Raw genomic sequence first — 17,717 nt, forward strand, 5'->3', positions numbered from 1 at the left:
TTTACAATTATTTAGAGAAATATACGTTCTGATTTCAAAATAAATTAACAACAGTAGAATCAAATAGCAAAATGATTTAATTCTACTGTTGTTAGTGGTAATAGTATCAATGATATAAAAAAGTAAATTGAATACCTTTCAAAGTAAATTTAACAAATACGTTCACTAGCATTAGATAGATAAATGAATAAAAAATATTACTACTTGAGTTTTGTATTATTTATATTGATACTATTCCTACAAATGCACATATAATACATTCTTTATAAGTATTTCTATTATTTTTTATTTTCCAATATGGTTTTAATATAACTAGAATTAGACCCTAGTGCTAGTTATTGTTATGCAAAATTTACATTCCAATATGGTTTTAATATAACCCTATTATTCTTATATCTATAATGCTTAACTTCTTCCATTTACATTCCAATATGGTTTTAATATAACTTGTATTTATTCAATAATTGTATTTTCAATTAATACAAATACATTAATTGTCTACTTATAACTTATTATATAAATGAATGTAAACATAATTTAATAAAATAATGTAATATTAACTTTAACTATTGAAATGCTAATAATTGTCTATCTACTATATAATTTACCTTATCGAAGGTAGACAATTTATATAAATATTAGAATGTCATACCACGTTATCTCCGAAAGAATATTAGTATGAGTTTTTACCGTTTATCTAGTGGATAAGCAGTTAGTTGGTATATAGCCTTAACTTTTATTTATCTTACCCCTAAATCTTTAGACGCTAAATCGCCTATATGTATTTGTTTATATTTATAATATGTATGCTATTTAAAAGATCGTGCAATATTTATTGCTGCATTATAATCAGCATTTAATTCAAATCCACACTTATTGCATTTAAATTGTTCTTGTGTTGGTCTATTTTCTTTATCTATATTACCACAAACACTACACTTCTGTGAAGTATATTTTGGATCGATATATCTTATTTTTATACCAACTTTTTCTGATTTATATTCTATCATAGTTTGAAGTTCATAATAACTCCAATTACTAAGAATATTATCATCAAATCCATTTTTATTTAAATCCTCTAAATTTATATATTCACAATTATGTTTTTTTGCAAAATCTACTATTCGTTTACTTATTGTGTGATTATATGTTTTAGCAAAATTTCTTTCACTATCTGATAACTTATTTAAAGCAGATAATTTTTTATTTCTTCCTTTGCCACCTTTAACATTTCTTAATTGTTGCTGAAGTCTTTTCCTTCTATTTCTAAACTGTTCTCTTTGTTTTAATAATTCCATACTTTCTCCTATATGTTCTCTAATAGATGTATTATCATTTAAACATATATAAGCTGGATATTTTATGCCTAAATCTACTCCTAATGTTCTTCCTTCAATAACATCTTTATTATTTTCTTTATAAAGAGACTCTATAGTTAAATTTAATATTAATTTATTATTTTTATCAAAGTATAAACTAGATTGTTTAACTGAATATTCTTTAGCTATAATTTTATGTAATGTATGCATTAATTCTTCATGACTTTTATCTTTTCTTCCTATGACAACTTTAAATATTATTTTATTTACCCATTTAATTATTATTTCGTTATTTTCATTATAATTAAATTTTAAATCTCTTCCTCTTGTCATTAAAGGATATGTTCTTTTATAATTAGCAATACTTCTTTCGCCTCGAGCCAAACCATTTTTTAATGCAATACTAAAATCTTGCTTTACTTTTTGAGTTATTGAAGATTTTGAATCAATTCCTTTTCCAAAGTTTATACCTTCAAAAATAGAGTTACTATTATTTAATCTTTTTTTAGCTTCTTTGAAAATATTACTTTTGGTATCTCTATTTGATTGTAGATATGCACTTGTTAAAACACTCATAGCTAAATTTAATCCTTGGTATTGAGCATATTGAGAATCTCTTATAAATTTATATTGTTCTTTTCTTTTTTCTTCATCTTCATTTATTATTGTTAATTTTAATTTTCTTACAAATATATTAGACATAACTTTCATCCTCTCAAATAATTTATACTATTATTTCTTTTTATTTTCTATAAATGTATGATTATTAAGGCTAGCTTTTTATATAATATATATATATATCAAAAATTACTTTGTCTTAGATTAAAATAAGAACTATTTTAATATATTGTCTTAGGTTAAATATATTTTTATATTTTTGTATAATATTTTTAATTTATAATGAAGAATACCTTCTACACAATAACCCTCCTATATTCTAATCATATAATTTTTTTATCTATATCTTCTTTATGTTTCTCTTTAATACTTATTTATACTCTAAATGACAAATTATCAAATAAATCAATTTTTTTAAGTAAATTTTTATGATATTATAACATTTATTTAAAACCTTTTCAAAAATAATTTTATTTTATCATATCATCATAAAACCTTTATAGACTTTACTTTTATTTCATGTTAAAATATTTATTGCAAATTTTAAAAATAAGGAGAGATTTTTTTGTTTAATTACTTCAAATTTCGGATTTTACAGATTTTTAGTTTCATATCATCAATCCCAAAGCTGAATAAATTTTCAAAGAATCCTGAAAAATATTCTTCTGAAGAAATATTCGCTTTTTTAAAAAATCTAGCTAATAAATCATTAAAAAAAGTAAATATTAATTTAAATATAAAAGGAAAAGATAGAATACCTAAAGAGCCAGTTCTTTTCGTTATAAACCATTCTAGTATGTTGGATAGCTATATACTTGCATCTAGTGTTGATAGACCTATAGGTTGTGTTATAGCTGATGAACCTGTTTGGAAAAATATTCCTATTGCTAGTAAATGGATTAATCTTCTTAAATGTGTTTTCATAAATAGAAAGAATAATAGAGAGGGTATTAAAGCTATAAACCAAGCTGCAGAAAATATCAAAAATAATCATTCTATGGCAGTTTTCCCAGAAGGAGATTTAACTTGGGTAAAAGATGAACATGCTCTTATTTCTGATTTTAGACCTGGAGCATTAAAAATAGCCTACAAAGCTAAATGTCCTATAGTTCCAATGGTTATTAAAAATTCTAAAGGTACTTATGAAGGTTATCAACCTATAGGAAAAATAAACTCTAAAGATGTAGAGGTCGAATTTTTAGAACCTGTTTATACTCATATAGAAAACCCTAAGTATAAAACTGTTGAATTAAGTGAAAAAATTAGACAATCTATGATTAAAAGTATGTCTATATTTAATGACAATCTTTTAAATACTTAATCTTTTAATGATAATTTATATAAAAAAATACATATTATTTCAAAAAGAATCTATATAATAATACTATAAAATGTATATCCTATAGGTTCTTTTTTATTGCAGTTTAATTTACTTTATAAGAACTTTTACTTTAATTATTACTTCTTTGTAACTAGATTTTAAAATATTTGAAATTTATTACAATCTTGACTTTTTTTAAAAAATATATTCCTATACTAAAAATATTTTGATATACTTAAGAAAATAAATTGTATTCTTGAAAAGAGGTGTTATTATGAAAAACACAAAAAAGAAAAATATTATTGTAGTTATATTAACTATAATTATAACAACTATTATCTTGATTATCGGATTTTTTAATATTTCCTCATCTTCTGATATATCTTTTATAAAACTTTCTGATAGAGAAAATCAATTAGCTTCTATGGTAGGAGAAAATACTTTTGCTGTAAATATAAGCTATCCTGATAATATAAAAGGAAAAGTAATATCTTATGAAGTTTGGGAAAATGGTAAAATCACGGATAAAAATTCAATTCTATATGGAGATACTGATATTATTAATAAAGAAGAAACTCTAATATCAATTTATGATTTATCTGATGATAACAAAAAATGTACTTTAAATATTTCTACAGACTCTATTAGAACAAAATTTGATATAAATCTTGATAAAACGGTAACTGCTTATACACCTTTTTCTGTTAAAGATAATGTTAAAACAAAACTAAAACCAAATAATACATATATATTATCTGCAATGGCTTTTTCTAACGGAAATTCGATGAGATCTTTTAATTCAGATTCTTTAGATTATAATTACAAAGAATTTAAAAATACTATTTCAAAAAATAATACATATATAGTATTAAAACTTGATACTTTTAAAACAGAAAAAGAAGCTGAAAATTTTTAAATGAATCTTGATTTAAAAAAATAAAATTAACAACAATTCTAAAATATAAGAATTTATATTTAATTAAAAAATAAATATTTTGTATAATCAAAAAAGCTACTGAAAATTTAATTTCAGTAGCTTTTAATTTATTTCTATAATCACTTTTATATTAAAATTACTACACAATCTTAATATACATTTTTATTTACATACCTATGTATAATTCTTTAATTTACATATATTTTATTCCCAATAATTTGTTCCAGAAACTGTTGCATCTTTTCCACATTTTGGGCATTTAGTTTTTCTATTTGTAATTTCCTTATTAGTTATTTTTCTCATTTCTGAGCCACATTTATCGCAAGTATGCTTATATTCTTTTACAACACTAATTCTTTCTCCAAGTGTAGCCCCAGTTTGTCTTACCTTTCTACAAAAATCTAAGCAATGTTCTGATTTTGATTCACCACATTCATCACATACATAAAGTCCCATTGTTTGATCCAAATATCCATCTGGATATTTTTCAAATAATTCCTTTATCTCTTCTCCATATTCTCCATCTTTTGCCTTTTTTTCTAATTCATTTTTTAAAGAAGCATCCATTTTACCTACATTTGAAAAATATTTTGCTCCAAAACCACATTTACATTTTACAGAATACATTACACCCATATAAAACACTCCTTTATAAAGGAATTTCATCCTTATGTTAGATTTTTTTATTATATATATAATTCTATATTTTTTTAATAATTCCTCTTTTGATAATAAAATAATAGTATAAATTTTAAGATAGTAATTAAATTAAAAATTATTACAGTTAAAATTATACATCCTTTTATAAACTCTGTTTTCTCAATAAAAAGGCTTATTATCATAAAAATGCATAATATTGTATTTATTATATCTAATGTTAAATTATTTGCTCTTAATTCAAAAGATGAATTTGTTTCTTTTTTTCTTAATTCAATATTATCATTTTCATCCTTCAACGAACTTATTATTCCATATGAAGAAGCTGATAATAAAACTGTTACTATTATAAGGTTATCGTACGAAATCATTCTTTCATTTAAATACTCTGTTATTATTAATATTATATATAAAACTGCTAATATTAGATTTAACATTCCATAGCATATAAATTTAGATTTATTCTTAATTTTCATCAGATATACCTCCTTTTTATTTTTTTGAATATTCAAATTATTTTTTATTTATTATAACATAATATAAGATAATAATTATTACATAATAGTTACAATTATTGACTAGATTTATATATAAAAAATACCAACATATTAATATATGCTGGTATTTTAAACTTGATATTTTCTATCTTATAATTTAATTATTTTTTATTTTTGTAGCTATATCTTTTGCAAAATATGTTATTATCATATCTGCTCCTGCTCTTTTTATTGATGTAACTGCTTCCATTATAGCTGCTTCATTTAAAAGACCTTCTTTTACAGCTAATTTAAGCATTGAGTATTCTCCAGAAACATTGTATGCACATAAAGGCATATCAAATTTATCTTTTACTCTTCTTATAACATCTAAATAAGATAGTGCAGGTTTAACCATTATTATATCTGCACCTTCTTCTATATCTAAAGCACATTCTCTTATAGCTTCTGTAGCATTTGCTGGATCCATCTGATAAGTTTTTCTATCTCCAAATGATGGTGCTGAGTTTGCAGCATCTCTAAATGGTCCATAGAAGTTTGATGCATATTTTGCACTATAAGCCATTATTCCAACAGTTTCAAATCCATTTTCATCAAGTGCATTTCTTAATGCTCCTATTCTTCCATCCATCATATCTGAAGGAGCTACCATATCTGCACCTGCTTTTGCATGACTGACAGCTATTTTTGATAAGTATTCAAGAGTTATATCATTGTCTACATATCCTTTATCAGTTAATATTCCACAATGTCCATGACTTGTGTACTGGCACATACAAACATCTGTTATTACATTCATTTCTGGTGCAATTTCTTTTATTTTTCTAACAGCTTTTTGAACTATTCCATTGTCTGAAAATGCTTCTGATCCACAAGCATCTTTTTCATTAGGTATACCGAACATTAAAACATGTTCTATCCCTAAATCTACTATTTCTTTTATCTCTTTTTCTAACATATCAACTGAAAAATGATATACTTCTGGAAGTGATGGTATTTCTTCTTTTATATTTTCACCTTCTACTACAAATAATGGGTATATAAGATCTTCTATATCAATTTTAGTTTCTCTTACTAAATTTCTCATAGCTTTACTTACTCTAAGTCTTCTTGGTCTTTTTAACATTTTATTCCTCCATTTTAAATATTATATTAAGTTTTATTAATTAATTTCAAAATTTAATTTATTAATTAATCTTTTAAAACCAATACACTTATTTTAAATCTATTTTCTTAAAAAGTCTAGTCTTTTTTTAATTATATTAAATTTTTTATCAGTTAATATATAATTAACATCTTTTTTTTCATTTATATGCATTATTTTGAATTAATTTTAAATTTTATGAATTTATAGTAATATTTTTAAAATATTTATACAAAATATTTACAAATAATAAAAAGCTAACATCATCGTTAGCTTTTTTATCAAAATCGACTTCCTATTGCTGCTATAAGCATAGAAAGTGCTGTTACAGGTATAGAAATTATTATACATGTTGCCATTATAGAAAACATATATGTAATTAATCTTATAAAAATTCCATTAAAATTTATACCTAACATTCCAAATACTACACTTGCTATAAGTATTATAAATGTAACTATTGGAATTGCACTTTTACTATTTTCTATATCAGCTTTACTAAGTGATAAGTGTATACATATTGAATAAATTGCAAATAAAACTATTATTCCTTTTATAGAAAATAATGATGGTGAATTTAATATTAAAAATAATGTATTAATACCTGCCATTATTATATGCATGAAAAATTTTATTATTTCTAAATTATTTATCATTTCTATACTTTCATCTATATTTACAATCATATTAAATATTCTAAATTCGCTTCCTAAATATATATTTATTAAAATATATACTAAAAAACTTCCAATTATAATTGGTGCAACACCTATAAAAAAGTCTCCTATCATTTTATAAATATTTCCCTTTTCTCTAGAATGTACAACTCTTCCCAATACACCATCACTTTTACTTTTAGAAATTCTAAATAATTCTACTTTTTCTACATCATGTAAAAATATTTTACAAGCTATATAGTGACTTAATTCATGTATAGTAACACCAATTATTCCGGTTATTATAATTCCTTTTCTCCCAAGTCCATTTTGAAGATAGTATATATTTTTATCTTCAATAAAGTTAAGTATAAGTCCAAATAGAAAAGTCCCTAAAATAAAATAAGCTGCATTAAATAAACCTGCAAACAAAAAAAGTTTCAATTAATTATTACTCCTTTCTAAATTATATCTTATACTTATTATAACTTATTTAATTGCATTTTATAACTTATTAATCAGATTTATCTATATTTATTTATAAAATATATTTAATTTAATAAAAATATCTTCCTATATTTCTGTACTTGTTGTATCTATGTTCTACTATCTCATCTTTGTTTAAATTATTATAAAAATTTAATCTTTCAATTATATATTCTTTTATTTTTTCTCCCATATATTTTACGTCATTTTGTGCACCACCAAGTGGTTCTTCTATTATATTATCTATTATATTAAATTCTTTTAAATCTTTAGCTGTCATTTTCATATACTCACAAGCATCTTTTGATTTAGATGAATCTTTAAAAAGTATACTAGATAGTCCTTCTGGAGATATAACTGAGTAAACAGAATTTTCTAACATGCAAATCTCATTTCCAACTCCTATCCCAAGTGCTCCTCCACTACCACCTTCTCCTATGACTATAGAAATTATAGGAACTTTTAGCATACTCATCTCTTTTAAATTCTTAGCTATTGCTTCACCTTCTCCTCTTTCTTCTGCCTCTACTCCACAAAATGCCCCAGATGTATCTATAAAAGTTATAATTGGTCTACCAAACTTTTCTGCTTGTTTCATAAGCCTCAATGCTTTTCTATATCCTTCTGGTTTTGCCATTCCAAAATTTCTATATATATTTTCTTTTGTACTATTTCCTTTTTGATTTCCAATAATTGTAACACTATGTTTACCTATTTTTCCTATACCACCAACAATAGCTTTATCATCACCAAAATACCTATCTCCTTGTAATTCTAAAAAACTACTTGTTATAATATTTATATAATCTAGTGTTTTAGGTCTATTTATATCTCTACTTATAGAAACTTTATCATATGGAGTTAAATTTCTTGATTTTATTATACTCTCTTCTAATAATTTTTCTAAATAACATATTTTATCGGATAAATCCAATTTATTTTGTTTAGATATTTCTTTTAAATTTTTTATATCTTTTCTTAATCTATCTATATTATTTTCCATTTTTAACCTTCTATACCTTTAAATTTATTTCTGTATCTTCCACTACTGAAGTTGTCCTTATTTTTTAGCTAGTTTAATAAACTAATTTTTCTTATGTATATACAATATTTTATATAAAGTCTCTTTTAGATTTTTTCTATCTACTATCATATCTAAAAATCCATGCTCTAGCATAAATTCTGCTGTTTGAAAGTTTTCAGGAAGTTCTTTTCCTATAGTTTGGGAAACAACTCTTTTTCCAGCAAATCCTATAAGTGTTTTAGGTTCTGATATTATTATATCTCCCAACATTGCAAAACTAGCTGCAACTCCTCCAGTTGTTGGATCTGTAAGAATTGATATATATATCTGTCCTGCTTCAGATAATTTACCAGCAGCTTGTGATGTTTTAGCCATTTGCATTAAAGAAAACATTCCTTCTTGCATTCTAGCTCCACCAGATGCACTGCAAATAATTACAGGCATTTTATGTTCTGCTCCATATTCAAAAGCATAAGTTATCTTATCTCCAGTAATAGAACCCATGCTTCCCATCATAAAGTTTGGATTCATAACGCATAAAACAGATTTCATTCCATTTATTCTACAAATACCTGTTACTACTGACTCTGATTCCTTTGTTTTATTTTTATAACTTTCAACCTTTTCCATATAATTAGGAAATTTTATAGGATCTATTGTCTCATTCTCTTTATTTATTTCTACAAAACTACCTTTATCAGTAATCATATTTATTCTATCTCTTACATCCATTCTCATATGTTTATTGCATTTAGGACATACAAAAAAATTATTTTCCAAATCCTTTTTAAAAATTTTTTCTTTGCAATCTTTACATTCTATCCAAAATTCATTATCTATATCATTTGAATTATAATTTTTTAATATACTATTTTTTTCACTTTTAATATTTTTATCTTTTATAGGTAGATAAGCATAATTTTCTTTTTCCATTTTTTTCTTTTTATCTTTTTTATTTTTAAAAAGCTGTATTTTATTTATCACTATATCACCTATCTTTCATTTAACTTACTTTCAATAAAACCAGTATTATGTTCTTCTTTTAAAAATTCATTTGAATTTATTAATTCTTTTTGAAAGTCTATATTAGTTTCTACACCTTCTATAACAAGTTCATCTAAAGCTACATTCATTTTTGCAATACATTCTTCTTTTGTATCTGCTTTACAAATCAGCTTGCCAATCATAGAATCATATACTGGTGGAATTTTATATCCTGCATATACAAATGTGTCAAATCTAACTCCAAAACCTCCTGGAACATTTATTTCTTCTATTTCTCCTGGACAAGGCATAAAATTATTTTTAGGATTTTCTGCATTTATTCTACATTCAATTGCGTGACCTTTTATATTTATATCTTCTTGTTTAAAAGGTATCTCATTTCCATCTGCTATTTGTATTTGAAGTTTTATTAAATCTTTATCTACAATCATTTCTGTAACAGGATGTTCTACTTGTATTCTTGTATTCATTTCTATAAAGTATATATTTTTTCTTGAATCTACTATAAATTCAACTGTTCCTGCACCTTCATATGAAATTCCTTTCACAATCTTTAATGCATAATCATACAATTTTTCTTTATCTTTTTTCTCTAGAAATCTACTTGGAGATTCTTCTATCATTTTTTGATTTCTTCTTTGCATCGAGCAGTCCCTATCTCCAAAATGTATTGCATTTTTAAACTTATCTCCAAAGACTTGCACTTCTATATGTCTTGGATTTTTTATAAATTTTTCTATATACAAGTCGTCATTTTTAAAATATGTAAGAGCTTCTGTTTTAGCTATATCATAATATTTATCAAATTCTATATCATCATACGCTATTCTCATTCCTCTTCCGCCACCACCTGCTGAAGCTTTTATCATAACTGGATAACCAATTTTTCTTGCAAGTTCTTTTGCTTCATTTTTATTTTTTATAGCACCTTTTGACCCTGGTACAACAGGAACGCCTAACTCCATCATTGTATTTTTTGCTCTTGCCTTATCTCCCATCAAAATAACTTGTTCTTTAGAAGGTCCTATAAAAATTATATTCTTTTCATTACATCTTTTTATAAACTCTGGATTTTCTGATAAAAAACCAAATCCTGGATGAATTGCATCACATTTTAATTTTTCTGCTATATATATTATATTTTCTATGTTATTATAACTTTTTTCTATATTAGAACCTGGACCTATACAAATAGACTCATCTGCTAAAAATCTATGTATGCTATCTTTATCAATATCTGAGTATATAGCTACTGTTTTTATACCCATTTCTCTACAAGTTCTTATAACCCTAACAGCTATATCACCTCTATTTGCAATAAGTATTTTTTTTATTTTATTCATAACTATCTCCTTTTATTTAACAAACTAATCTTCTTCAATTGTAAATAATACTTGACCATATTCAACAATTGATTCATTTTCAAGTTTTATATCGATTATTTTTCCTGAAACTTCACTTTTTATTTCATTCATCAACTTCATAGCCTCTATTATACATAGTGTATCTCCTTTTTTTACATAATCACCTACACCTACAAAACAAGGTTTATCAGGGCTTGGCGAAGAATAATATGTTCCTATTAGAGGTGCTTTTATTTCTATTTGCTTATCTTCCTCAATTATATTTTTATTGTTTATTTTTTTATTTATATTTTTATTATTCTTTAAATCCTCATCTATATTTTCTCTACAATCAATTTCTATTGTTCCATTATTGAATTTATCATTTTCTAAACTTTTATTAATATCTAGTTTATTGTTATTTAATAATTCTAGTTTATTATTATCTAATAATTTTTTATTTGATATTTCTATTTCAATATCTTTATTTTTAATCTTTACATGTTCAAGTCCTGTTTTATCTATAAGCATTAAAATTTCTTTTATTTCTTCAAAATTCATTTTTTACCTCCTATTATTAAGACCTAGTACTAATAATATATCATAAAAACTTTTCTCAGTAAATAAAAACTAATTTTATATCTTATAATTTTGTAAATATTGTACTTAATCTGTTGAAAAAATGGTATTTATTTAGTATACTTTCAGATAGTGTATAATAATATTTATTTAGTATAATAAAGGGTGGTATTTTATGATTGAAACTATAGATTTTATATTAAAAATCGCATTTTTTGTATTAACTTTTATGTGGGCTAGTAAGATTTTAATTTTTAGAAGTGATAAGCAAATTGTTATAAATCCTATTTTAATGATAATTGCTTCTGTACTTGCTATAATTCCGCCTTCATCTTCAAATGAATTATTATTTGGATTTGAAGTTATAAAAGTTAGAATACTTCTTTATTCTGTTCACTGTATTATAATATTATTCGGAATATATTCTATGAGAAAAAGAAATGCTATTTTTTAATTGTGTTTTAGAAGTAAAAATCTTTGTGTAAAGAGAAGTTTTATAAAGATTAAATTAAAAGCGTTTTATGAAAATTAAATTTATAATTGTTTGAATTTGTAATTAAAAAAATACTGTTGTAAACTTGTTTAAAAAGTCTATACAACAGTATTTTTATTTTTATATTTAATTTTACAATCTTTTAAAATATATTTATTTAACAATTACTTTAATATTCAATAATTACTTTAATATTCAATAATTATTTTACTATTAATTAAATAATTACTTTTTAGCAGCCTCTAGTCTATAAATTTTCATTCCTTGAGACATAAATTTATCTTCGTACTCAGTAGTTACATTTCCTTCAAATTTACTATTAACTAAATCTAAAGATATATTTTTTAGTTTCCAATTATTTCCTGCTATCTCATTTAAACTAAATTCAAATAACTTTTCATTATCTGTTTTGAAATGGATTTCTCCATCTTCACTTAGTAATTTTTTATATATATTTAAAAAATCAGAATGAGTTAATCTTCTTTTTTCCCATCTATTTTTAGGCCATGGATCACAGAAGTTTATATATATTCTAGAAAGTTCTCCCTCTTTAAAATAGTTAGGAATCATTTTCACATCTCCCCAAATAAATAGTATATTTGTAAGACCTTTTTCTTTAGCTTTATATACAGCATGTAATAAAACTTCTTCTTTTATTTCCATTGCTATAAAGTTTTTATCAGGGTTTAACTCTGCTAATGTTGTTATAAACTGACCCTTACCTGTTCCAACTTCCATATATATAGGATTGTTATTTCCAAACTTTTCATGCCATTTTCCATACATTTCTTCTATATTATCGTGAAAAACACAATCAGTGTAGCTAAGAAGTTTTATATCGGCACCTTTTTTCTTTCTTCTTCTCATCTATTTTCCTCCAAAAATTTCTTTGTTTTATAGATTTTTAATATTATCTTTTTATTATATCATAAATTTTATAAAAAAAAGATGCTTAAAAAAGCATCTTTTATAAATTCTAAATAAGTTTTTATAATTACTGTGAATATTATTCACAGCATCCTCCACAACCACTATCGCAGCTGCATCCCTGTCCTACCATTGATTCTGGAGTTACTTTGAAGCCATATCCTGTATCTTCTATTACTATATCTCCATATGCTTCATATTCTTCTTTACTCATTACAAATGTAAGATCATTTGTTTCGTAAGTTAAATCTCCATCTTCTAACTGATCTAAAGCTAGACCAAATGCTGGACCACTTCAAGATACTCCTTGGAAGAATACTCTTATATTCTGTGGTTGAGTGCTATTTTCAGCTAATATAGATTTTAAAGTCTCCACTGCTGTATCTGGAACTGTTATTTTCATTATGTGAATCTCCTCTCAAATTAAATTTTCTAATTTATCAATACCCATAAAAATTTATGTTAAACAGTATTACTCGAATATTATAACATAATTGCTATTTTTCGTGAAGTTTTTGAATTGAAAATTTATGCATTAAAATAATTTATTTTTATCAATTAAATTTTTTATCTATAAAAAATTTATATAAATATGTGTCTATTTTAAATTTTCTAACTTATTTATATTTTTAAAAAATAAGCAAACTATAAAAATATCTTTATTTTTTTATAAAAATTTTAATATTTTTTTTATAATTTAATATTATTATTTTATTATTTATGTTATAATTGTATTGTTATTAACGATAAAATTAAATATTTAGGAGGTATAATATGAAAGAAAGTAAAAAATCTGCAATATTAGAATTTTTAGGTCTTATTTTAGGTTGTATAGCTATGAGTGTGGGTATAAATGCTTTTCTTAAACCTCATACTATAGCACCAGGTGGATTAAGTGGTCTTGCCGTAGTTTTGAATAAACTTAGTGGTATACCTGTTTCTGCTATAATGCTTATAATAGGAGTTCCGTTAGTTTTATTCACTTTTAAAATAATGGGAGTTAAAGACTCTATGAAGACATTATTTGGTACTGTTTTATTCTCTGTAATGGTTCAGTTAACTGATGGTTTATCTCATATGAATTTAACTCATGATCCACTTTTATCTGCTATAGCAGGTGCTGTACTTCTTGGTCTTTCTCTTGGTATTATGTTTAAAGTTGATGCTTCAACTGGGGGTACTGATTTAATAGCTCTTATACTTAGTAAAAAATTCCCAAATTTAAGACCAACTCAATTTATGAGTTGCCTTGATGGTACTATAGTTATATCTGCAGGTATTGTAAATAGAAGTATAGAAACAGCACTTTATTCTGGATTAGCACTTTTTATTATTTTAAAAATAGCTAATATGGTTATGGACGGTTTTGAAAGTTCAAAAGCTTTCTTTATTATAACTGAAAAAGAAGATGAATTAAGAGATGCTATAACTAAAGAGCTTGATAGAGGACTTACTATAATCAACTCTAGAGGTGGATATACTGACGAAAGAAAGGATTTATTCCTTGTTGTTCTTAATAATAAAAGAGAAGAAACTAGTCTAAAAAAATTAGTTAAAAGTATTGATTCTAAAGCCTTCCTTATTGTAACAGATGTTCATGAGGTTTTAGGAAACGGATTTAAAGAAATATAAATATTTAATAAAAAAAGGAGCTTATATTAAGCTCCTTTTTTATATATAAAATCTAATAAACTTTTATTTTTTATATTAATTATGATGTTCACCACATTCATCATGATGTTCATGTTTTTTACATACAACATTATTTGATTTAAGGTTTCCATTAACATATAATTCTACATTTTCTTTAGCTAAACCTGTAGCACCTGTTATAACTTCTATATTTTTTTCGTTGAATATTTCGATGGCTCCACCACCCATTCCACCTGATATAACAACTTTAACTCCCATATCATTTAAGAAGTTTGGTAAAAATCCAGGTTTATGTCCAGGATTTGCTATTGATTCTTCTTTAACTATTTTCCCATCTTCAACATCAAATATATTGAAGTTTGTACAATGACCAAAATGTCCTGCTACCATTTTTTCTTCACTTGCTACTGCTATTTTTAACATAATAATTCCTCCTAAAAATTAATTTCTATTTTCTTGTCTACTTTTTTGATATTATCATCATTAAAAAGTATGTTTCTAACATTATTATAAATTCCCTTAACAGCTTTTCCTGAAGGACAATCTGCTTCAACTATTGTAATTCCATTATTTATGGCTTTTACAGCCTCTTGATCATATGGAATTTTTCCTACAACTGGTATTTTATTTTCGATACAAAATTCTTCAATCATTTTTGTATTTTCTATGTTTGTATCAAACTTATTTACACAAACAGCAGTCTTTATTCTAAATCTAGATGCTGTTTTTAATATCCTTTTCATATCATTTATACCTGATATAGATGGTTCAGATACTATAAGTACCATATCTACTCCATTTAAAGATGCTATTACTGGACATCCTATCCCTGGAGAACCATCAATTATAGATAATTCAGTATCCTCAGATGCTTCATTTTTCATTCTTTTTTTAACTTCTGTAACAAGCTTACCAGAAGTTCCACTTCCCATATAAAGTTTTGCTGTAGAAAACACTTTGTTATTCTCTTTATACAGCATCAAATCTCCTGCTGCTGAATCTTGCATTTCTATTGCATCTTGACTACATACTAATTCACATACACCACAACCTTCACAGCCATAGCTATTTACTGAATATCCATATTCATCTTTCTTTATTGAATCGAATCTACAATTTTTAAAACATTCTCCACATTCAATACATTTTTCTTTATTTATAACAGCTTTTTTTAAGCCATAGTATGCTGATTTATCTGGTGTTACTTTATTTCCAGATACAAGATGTAAATTAGGTGCGTCTACATCACAATCCGCATAAGCTCTTGCATCCGAAAGTTTTATAAAAGAACTAGCAACTGTTGTTTTACCTGTACCACCTTTACCGCTCAATATAAGAAGTTGCTTCATTTGCTATTTCTCCTTTCACTGTTTCAAGTATAGATGTAAACAATTCTTTATATTTTTCACTTTCTCTTACTGCAATCTTAGCATCAGAATTTAATCTTCCTAAATTTTTATCAAAAGGTATTCTTCCAATAATTTTTATTCCATTTTGATTACAAAATTCTTCTGCTAAATTTTTTCCATCTAAACATTTATTAAGTACTACTCCAAATGGTTTTTTAAATAAGGTAACTAGTTCATATACCATATTTAAATTATGTACACCAAATATTGTAGGTTCAGCTACTAAAACACAATAATCAGCATCTTTTATACTTTCCATAACAATACAAGCACTTCCTGGTGGACAATCTATAATAGAAAGTCTATTTTCTAAACCTTTATTTTTTTCGAGTAATTTTTCTATTATAGGAACTCCTGAAACTTCACCTGTATTTAAAATTCCTGTATATACATCTATTCCACCAGATATACCTTTTTCTATTTTTCCTATATTTTTATCTATTTCACTAATTGCATTTTCCTTACATACTATAGAACATCCTCCACAAGAATGACAAACATCATCAAATATTATAGGAGTGTTTTTTATATATGCAATAGCATTGAATTTACAAAAATCCAAACATTTTCTACAACCATTACATAGACTTTTTTCAACTTTTGGTATTTTTACAGAAACATCTTCAATTTCTAAGTTTTCTGGTTTAAAAAATAAATGACCGTTTGGTTCTTCAACATCACAGTCTATATATACTCCTGATTTAGATGCAGCAGCCATATTAACTGAAAGAAGAGTTTTCCCTGTACCACCTTTTCCACTAAGTACTGCTATATTCATATTAGTTTCCACCGTTTCCATGAAAACCTTCGTGTATTTCTGTCAATTCATCTAATTTATTTTCTTTAAATGCATCTATATTTTCTTTTGCTGAACCTTTAAAAGTTCTATATATTTTTACATCTCCTGCTTCAAGTACTTCTGCTGCATTTTCTCCACATCTAGGTGTAAGTAAAATTTCAACACTTTCATCTACTATTGTCTGAGATGCTTTTATCCCTGCACCTGCTGATGCTGCTATTGCACTATTATCTAAATACTTTTCTTCACCATTTTCTGTATTGTATATTAAAAAATATGGAGTACGTCCAAAAGATATACATACCTCTGAATTTATATTTTTTTCATCTACTGGAATAGCTAATTTCATAATTATTCACGTCCTTTTCATTATTTATTTTTAAATATTATTTATTTTCTTCTTCTATTGTATTTTGTAATTTCTTCTTGCATCTCAAAGCACATTTTTTACATCCTCTTCTGCAACCCATTCCTGTTCCTTCTGCAATAATGTATTCTCCACCTTTTATAGTCAATATGCTTCCATTTACAAGAGATTCAGCAAGTTTTTTTCTTGCACTTGTGTATATACCTTGTACTGTGGTTCTCGCTATATTCATCTGATCTGCACATTGAACTTGTGTAAATCCCTCTAAATCTATAAGTCTTATAGTTTCATATTCATCAACTGTCATATTTATAAATTTTCTTTCAGAATCGGATTTATCTATAGGTCCAAATTTTTCATTTTCAGGTAATCCACATACATTTCTCCATTTAATAGGTCTTGGCATACCGTTAACCTCCTCAAGTTTTCGACATATGTCAATTTCAATTATAATTATACTCCGTTTTTGACATATGTCAATAA

Annotated in this window: 20 protein-coding genes; 4 read left to right on the forward strand and 16 right to left on the reverse strand. The window is 24.9% G+C overall.

Annotated elements, in window-relative coordinates; all coding sequences use genetic code 11:
* Window positions 1-809: 809 nt before the first annotated feature.
* Window positions 810-2,021, reverse strand: a complete 1,212-nt coding sequence (locus Q1J78_RS04620) for an RNA-guided endonuclease InsQ/TnpB family protein (RefSeq protein ID WP_300278412.1) — start codon at window positions 2,019-2,021, stop codon at window positions 810-812.
* Between the two features lie 481 nt (window positions 2,022-2,502).
* Between Q1J78_RS04620 and Q1J78_RS04625 the strand changes: the two genes are divergently transcribed.
* Window positions 2,503-3,258 carry a lysophospholipid acyltransferase family protein gene (locus Q1J78_RS04625; RefSeq protein ID WP_300278415.1) on the forward strand — a complete coding sequence of 252 codons (756 nt, stop codon included), beginning with the start codon at window positions 2,503-2,505 and terminating at the stop codon, window positions 3,256-3,258.
* A gap of 274 nt (window positions 3,259-3,532) precedes the next feature.
* Window positions 3,533-4,174: a hypothetical protein gene (locus Q1J78_RS04630; RefSeq protein WP_300278418.1), complete on the forward strand. Its 642-nt coding sequence runs from the start codon at window positions 3,533-3,535 to the stop codon at window positions 4,172-4,174.
* Window positions 4,175-4,399: 225 nt separating this feature from the next.
* Here the strand turns inward: Q1J78_RS04630 and Q1J78_RS04635 are convergent, their stop codons facing one another.
* From Q1J78_RS04635 to Q1J78_RS04670, 8 genes are all read right to left on the reverse strand, one after another.
* A complete protein-coding gene (locus Q1J78_RS04635) occupies window positions 4,400-4,831 on the reverse strand; it encodes a hypothetical protein (protein ID WP_300278421.1) in 432 nt (143 codons plus the stop codon).
* Window positions 4,832-4,905: 74 nt separating this feature from the next.
* Window positions 4,906-5,328 (reverse strand): hypothetical protein, encoded by a 423-nt coding sequence (locus tag Q1J78_RS04640; protein WP_300278424.1) that lies wholly within the window; start codon window positions 5,326-5,328, stop codon window positions 4,906-4,908.
* A gap of 178 nt (window positions 5,329-5,506) precedes the next feature.
* Entirely contained in the window at window positions 5,507-6,475 is a 969-nt protein-coding gene (gene hemB, locus Q1J78_RS04645) for a porphobilinogen synthase (RefSeq protein WP_300278427.1), read from the reverse strand.
* A gap of 299 nt (window positions 6,476-6,774) precedes the next feature.
* A complete protein-coding gene (locus Q1J78_RS04650; protein WP_300278430.1) occupies window positions 6,775-7,593 on the reverse strand; it encodes a hypothetical protein in 819 nt (272 codons plus the stop codon).
* A 112-nt stretch (window positions 7,594-7,705) separates the two neighbouring features.
* Complete coding sequence (locus tag Q1J78_RS04655; protein ID WP_300278433.1) at window positions 7,706-8,638, reverse strand: acetyl-CoA carboxylase carboxyltransferase subunit alpha; 933 nt, start codon at window positions 8,636-8,638, stop codon at window positions 7,706-7,708.
* An 81-nt stretch (window positions 8,639-8,719) separates the two neighbouring features.
* Window positions 8,720-9,643, reverse strand: a complete 924-nt coding sequence (gene accD / locus Q1J78_RS04660; protein ID WP_300278436.1) for an acetyl-CoA carboxylase, carboxyltransferase subunit beta — start codon at window positions 9,641-9,643, stop codon at window positions 8,720-8,722.
* Between the two features lie 8 nt (window positions 9,644-9,651).
* Window positions 9,652-11,007 carry an acetyl-CoA carboxylase biotin carboxylase subunit gene (gene accC / locus Q1J78_RS04665; protein WP_300278439.1) on the reverse strand — a complete coding sequence of 452 codons (1,356 nt, stop codon included), beginning with the start codon at window positions 11,005-11,007 and terminating at the stop codon, window positions 9,652-9,654.
* 24 nt (window positions 11,008-11,031) lie between these two features.
* Window positions 11,032-11,568 (reverse strand): biotin/lipoyl-containing protein, encoded by a 537-nt coding sequence (locus Q1J78_RS04670; RefSeq protein WP_300278441.1) that lies wholly within the window; start codon window positions 11,566-11,568, stop codon window positions 11,032-11,034.
* A 193-nt stretch (window positions 11,569-11,761) separates the two neighbouring features.
* On the opposite strand from Q1J78_RS04670, the gene Q1J78_RS04675 reads away from it, so the two are divergent.
* Window positions 11,762-12,040, forward strand: coding sequence for a hypothetical protein (locus tag Q1J78_RS04675; protein WP_300278443.1), 279 nt, complete (start codon window positions 11,762-11,764; stop codon window positions 12,038-12,040).
* Window positions 12,041-12,304: 264 nt separating this feature from the next.
* On the opposite strand, the gene trmB is transcribed toward Q1J78_RS04675, so the two are convergent.
* Both trmB and Q1J78_RS04685 read right to left on the reverse strand, forming a co-directional pair.
* Window positions 12,305-12,946, reverse strand: a complete 642-nt coding sequence (gene trmB / locus Q1J78_RS04680) for a tRNA (guanosine(46)-N7)-methyltransferase TrmB (protein WP_300278446.1) — start codon at window positions 12,944-12,946, stop codon at window positions 12,305-12,307.
* A gap of 139 nt (window positions 12,947-13,085) precedes the next feature.
* Entirely contained in the window at window positions 13,086-13,220 is a 135-nt protein-coding gene (locus Q1J78_RS04685) for a hypothetical protein (protein ID WP_300278449.1), read from the reverse strand.
* Window positions 13,221-13,780: 560 nt separating this feature from the next.
* Between Q1J78_RS04685 and Q1J78_RS04690 the strand changes: the two genes are divergently transcribed.
* On the forward strand, window positions 13,781-14,638 hold the full coding sequence (locus Q1J78_RS04690; protein ID WP_300278452.1) for a YitT family protein: 858 nt from the start codon (window positions 13,781-13,783) through the stop codon (window positions 14,636-14,638).
* Between the two features lie 75 nt (window positions 14,639-14,713).
* Here the strand turns inward: Q1J78_RS04690 and Q1J78_RS04695 are convergent, their stop codons facing one another.
* Genes Q1J78_RS04695 through Q1J78_RS04715 form a run of 5 tightly spaced genes read right to left on the reverse strand, consistent with a single transcriptional unit; the run spans window position 14,714 to window position 17,640 of the window.
* A complete protein-coding gene (locus Q1J78_RS04695) occupies window positions 14,714-15,082 on the reverse strand; it encodes a NifB/NifX family molybdenum-iron cluster-binding protein (RefSeq protein WP_300278455.1) in 369 nt (122 codons plus the stop codon).
* An 11-nt stretch (window positions 15,083-15,093) separates the two neighbouring features.
* Window positions 15,094-16,008 carry an ATP-binding protein gene (locus Q1J78_RS04700; RefSeq protein WP_300278458.1) on the reverse strand — a complete coding sequence of 305 codons (915 nt, stop codon included), beginning with the start codon at window positions 16,006-16,008 and terminating at the stop codon, window positions 15,094-15,096.
* Window positions 15,980-16,846, reverse strand: coding sequence for a nucleotide-binding protein (locus Q1J78_RS04705; protein WP_300278461.1), 867 nt, complete (start codon window positions 16,844-16,846; stop codon window positions 15,980-15,982). The genes Q1J78_RS04700 and Q1J78_RS04705 overlap by 29 nt, the downstream gene beginning before the upstream one ends.
* Before the next feature lies 1 nt (window position 16,847).
* A complete protein-coding gene (locus Q1J78_RS04710) occupies window positions 16,848-17,216 on the reverse strand; it encodes a NifB/NifX family molybdenum-iron cluster-binding protein (RefSeq protein WP_300278464.1) in 369 nt (122 codons plus the stop codon).
* A 37-nt stretch (window positions 17,217-17,253) separates the two neighbouring features.
* Window positions 17,254-17,640, reverse strand: a complete 387-nt coding sequence (locus Q1J78_RS04715; RefSeq protein ID WP_300278467.1) for a DUF134 domain-containing protein — start codon at window positions 17,638-17,640, stop codon at window positions 17,254-17,256.
* Window positions 17,641-17,717: the final 77 nt, after the last annotated feature.

It is taken from the genome of Peptacetobacter sp. (assembly GCF_029264495.1).
Taxonomy (GTDB): Bacteria; Bacillota; Clostridia; order Peptostreptococcales; family Peptostreptococcaceae; genus Peptacetobacter.

What these genes read in the sequence shown, in the direction of transcription:
- Q1J78_RS04620 (WP_300278412.1), bottom strand. Translation starts at nt 2,021, where the DNA reads ATGTCTAATATATTTGTAAGAAAATTAAAATTAACAATAATAAATGAA.
- Q1J78_RS04630 (WP_300278418.1), top strand. Translation starts at nt 3,533, where the DNA reads ATGAAAAACACAAAAAAGAAAAATATTATTGTAGTTATATTAACTATA.
- Q1J78_RS04635 (WP_300278421.1), bottom strand. Translation starts at nt 4,831, where the DNA reads ATGGGTGTAATGTATTCTGTAAAATGTAAATGTGGTTTTGGAGCAAAA.
- Q1J78_RS04640 (WP_300278424.1), bottom strand. Translation starts at nt 5,328, where the DNA reads ATGAAAATTAAGAATAAATCTAAATTTATATGCTATGGAATGTTAAAT.
- hemB (WP_300278427.1), bottom strand. Translation starts at nt 6,475, where the DNA reads ATGTTAAAAAGACCAAGAAGACTTAGAGTAAGTAAAGCTATGAGAAAT.
- Q1J78_RS04655 (WP_300278433.1), bottom strand. Translation starts at nt 8,638, where the DNA reads ATGGAAAATAATATAGATAGATTAAGAAAAGATATAAAAAATTTAAAA.
- accC (WP_300278439.1), bottom strand. Translation starts at nt 11,007, where the DNA reads ATGAATAAAATAAAAAAAATACTTATTGCAAATAGAGGTGATATAGCT.
- Q1J78_RS04670 (WP_300278441.1), bottom strand. Translation starts at nt 11,568, where the DNA reads ATGAATTTTGAAGAAATAAAAGAAATTTTAATGCTTATAGATAAAACA.
- Q1J78_RS04675 (WP_300278443.1), top strand. Translation starts at nt 11,762, where the DNA reads ATGATTGAAACTATAGATTTTATATTAAAAATCGCATTTTTTGTATTA.
- trmB (WP_300278446.1), bottom strand. Translation starts at nt 12,946, where the DNA reads ATGAGAAGAAGAAAGAAAAAAGGTGCCGATATAAAACTTCTTAGCTAC.
- Q1J78_RS04685 (WP_300278449.1), bottom strand. Translation starts at nt 13,220, where the DNA reads ATGAGTAAAGAAGAATATGAAGCATATGGAGATATAGTAATAGAAGAT.
- Q1J78_RS04690 (WP_300278452.1), top strand. Translation starts at nt 13,781, where the DNA reads ATGAAAGAAAGTAAAAAATCTGCAATATTAGAATTTTTAGGTCTTATT.
- Q1J78_RS04695 (WP_300278455.1), bottom strand. Translation starts at nt 15,082, where the DNA reads ATGTTAAAAATAGCAGTAGCAAGTGAAGAAAAAATGGTAGCAGGACAT.
- Q1J78_RS04700 (WP_300278458.1), bottom strand. Translation starts at nt 16,008, where the DNA reads ATGAAGCAACTTCTTATATTGAGCGGTAAAGGTGGTACAGGTAAAACA.
- Q1J78_RS04705 (WP_300278461.1), bottom strand. Translation starts at nt 16,846, where the DNA reads ATGAATATAGCAGTACTTAGTGGAAAAGGTGGTACAGGGAAAACTCTT.
- Q1J78_RS04710 (WP_300278464.1), bottom strand. Translation starts at nt 17,216, where the DNA reads ATGAAATTAGCTATTCCAGTAGATGAAAAAAATATAAATTCAGAGGTA.
- Q1J78_RS04715 (WP_300278467.1), bottom strand. Translation starts at nt 17,640, where the DNA reads ATGCCAAGACCTATTAAATGGAGAAATGTATGTGGATTACCTGAAAAT.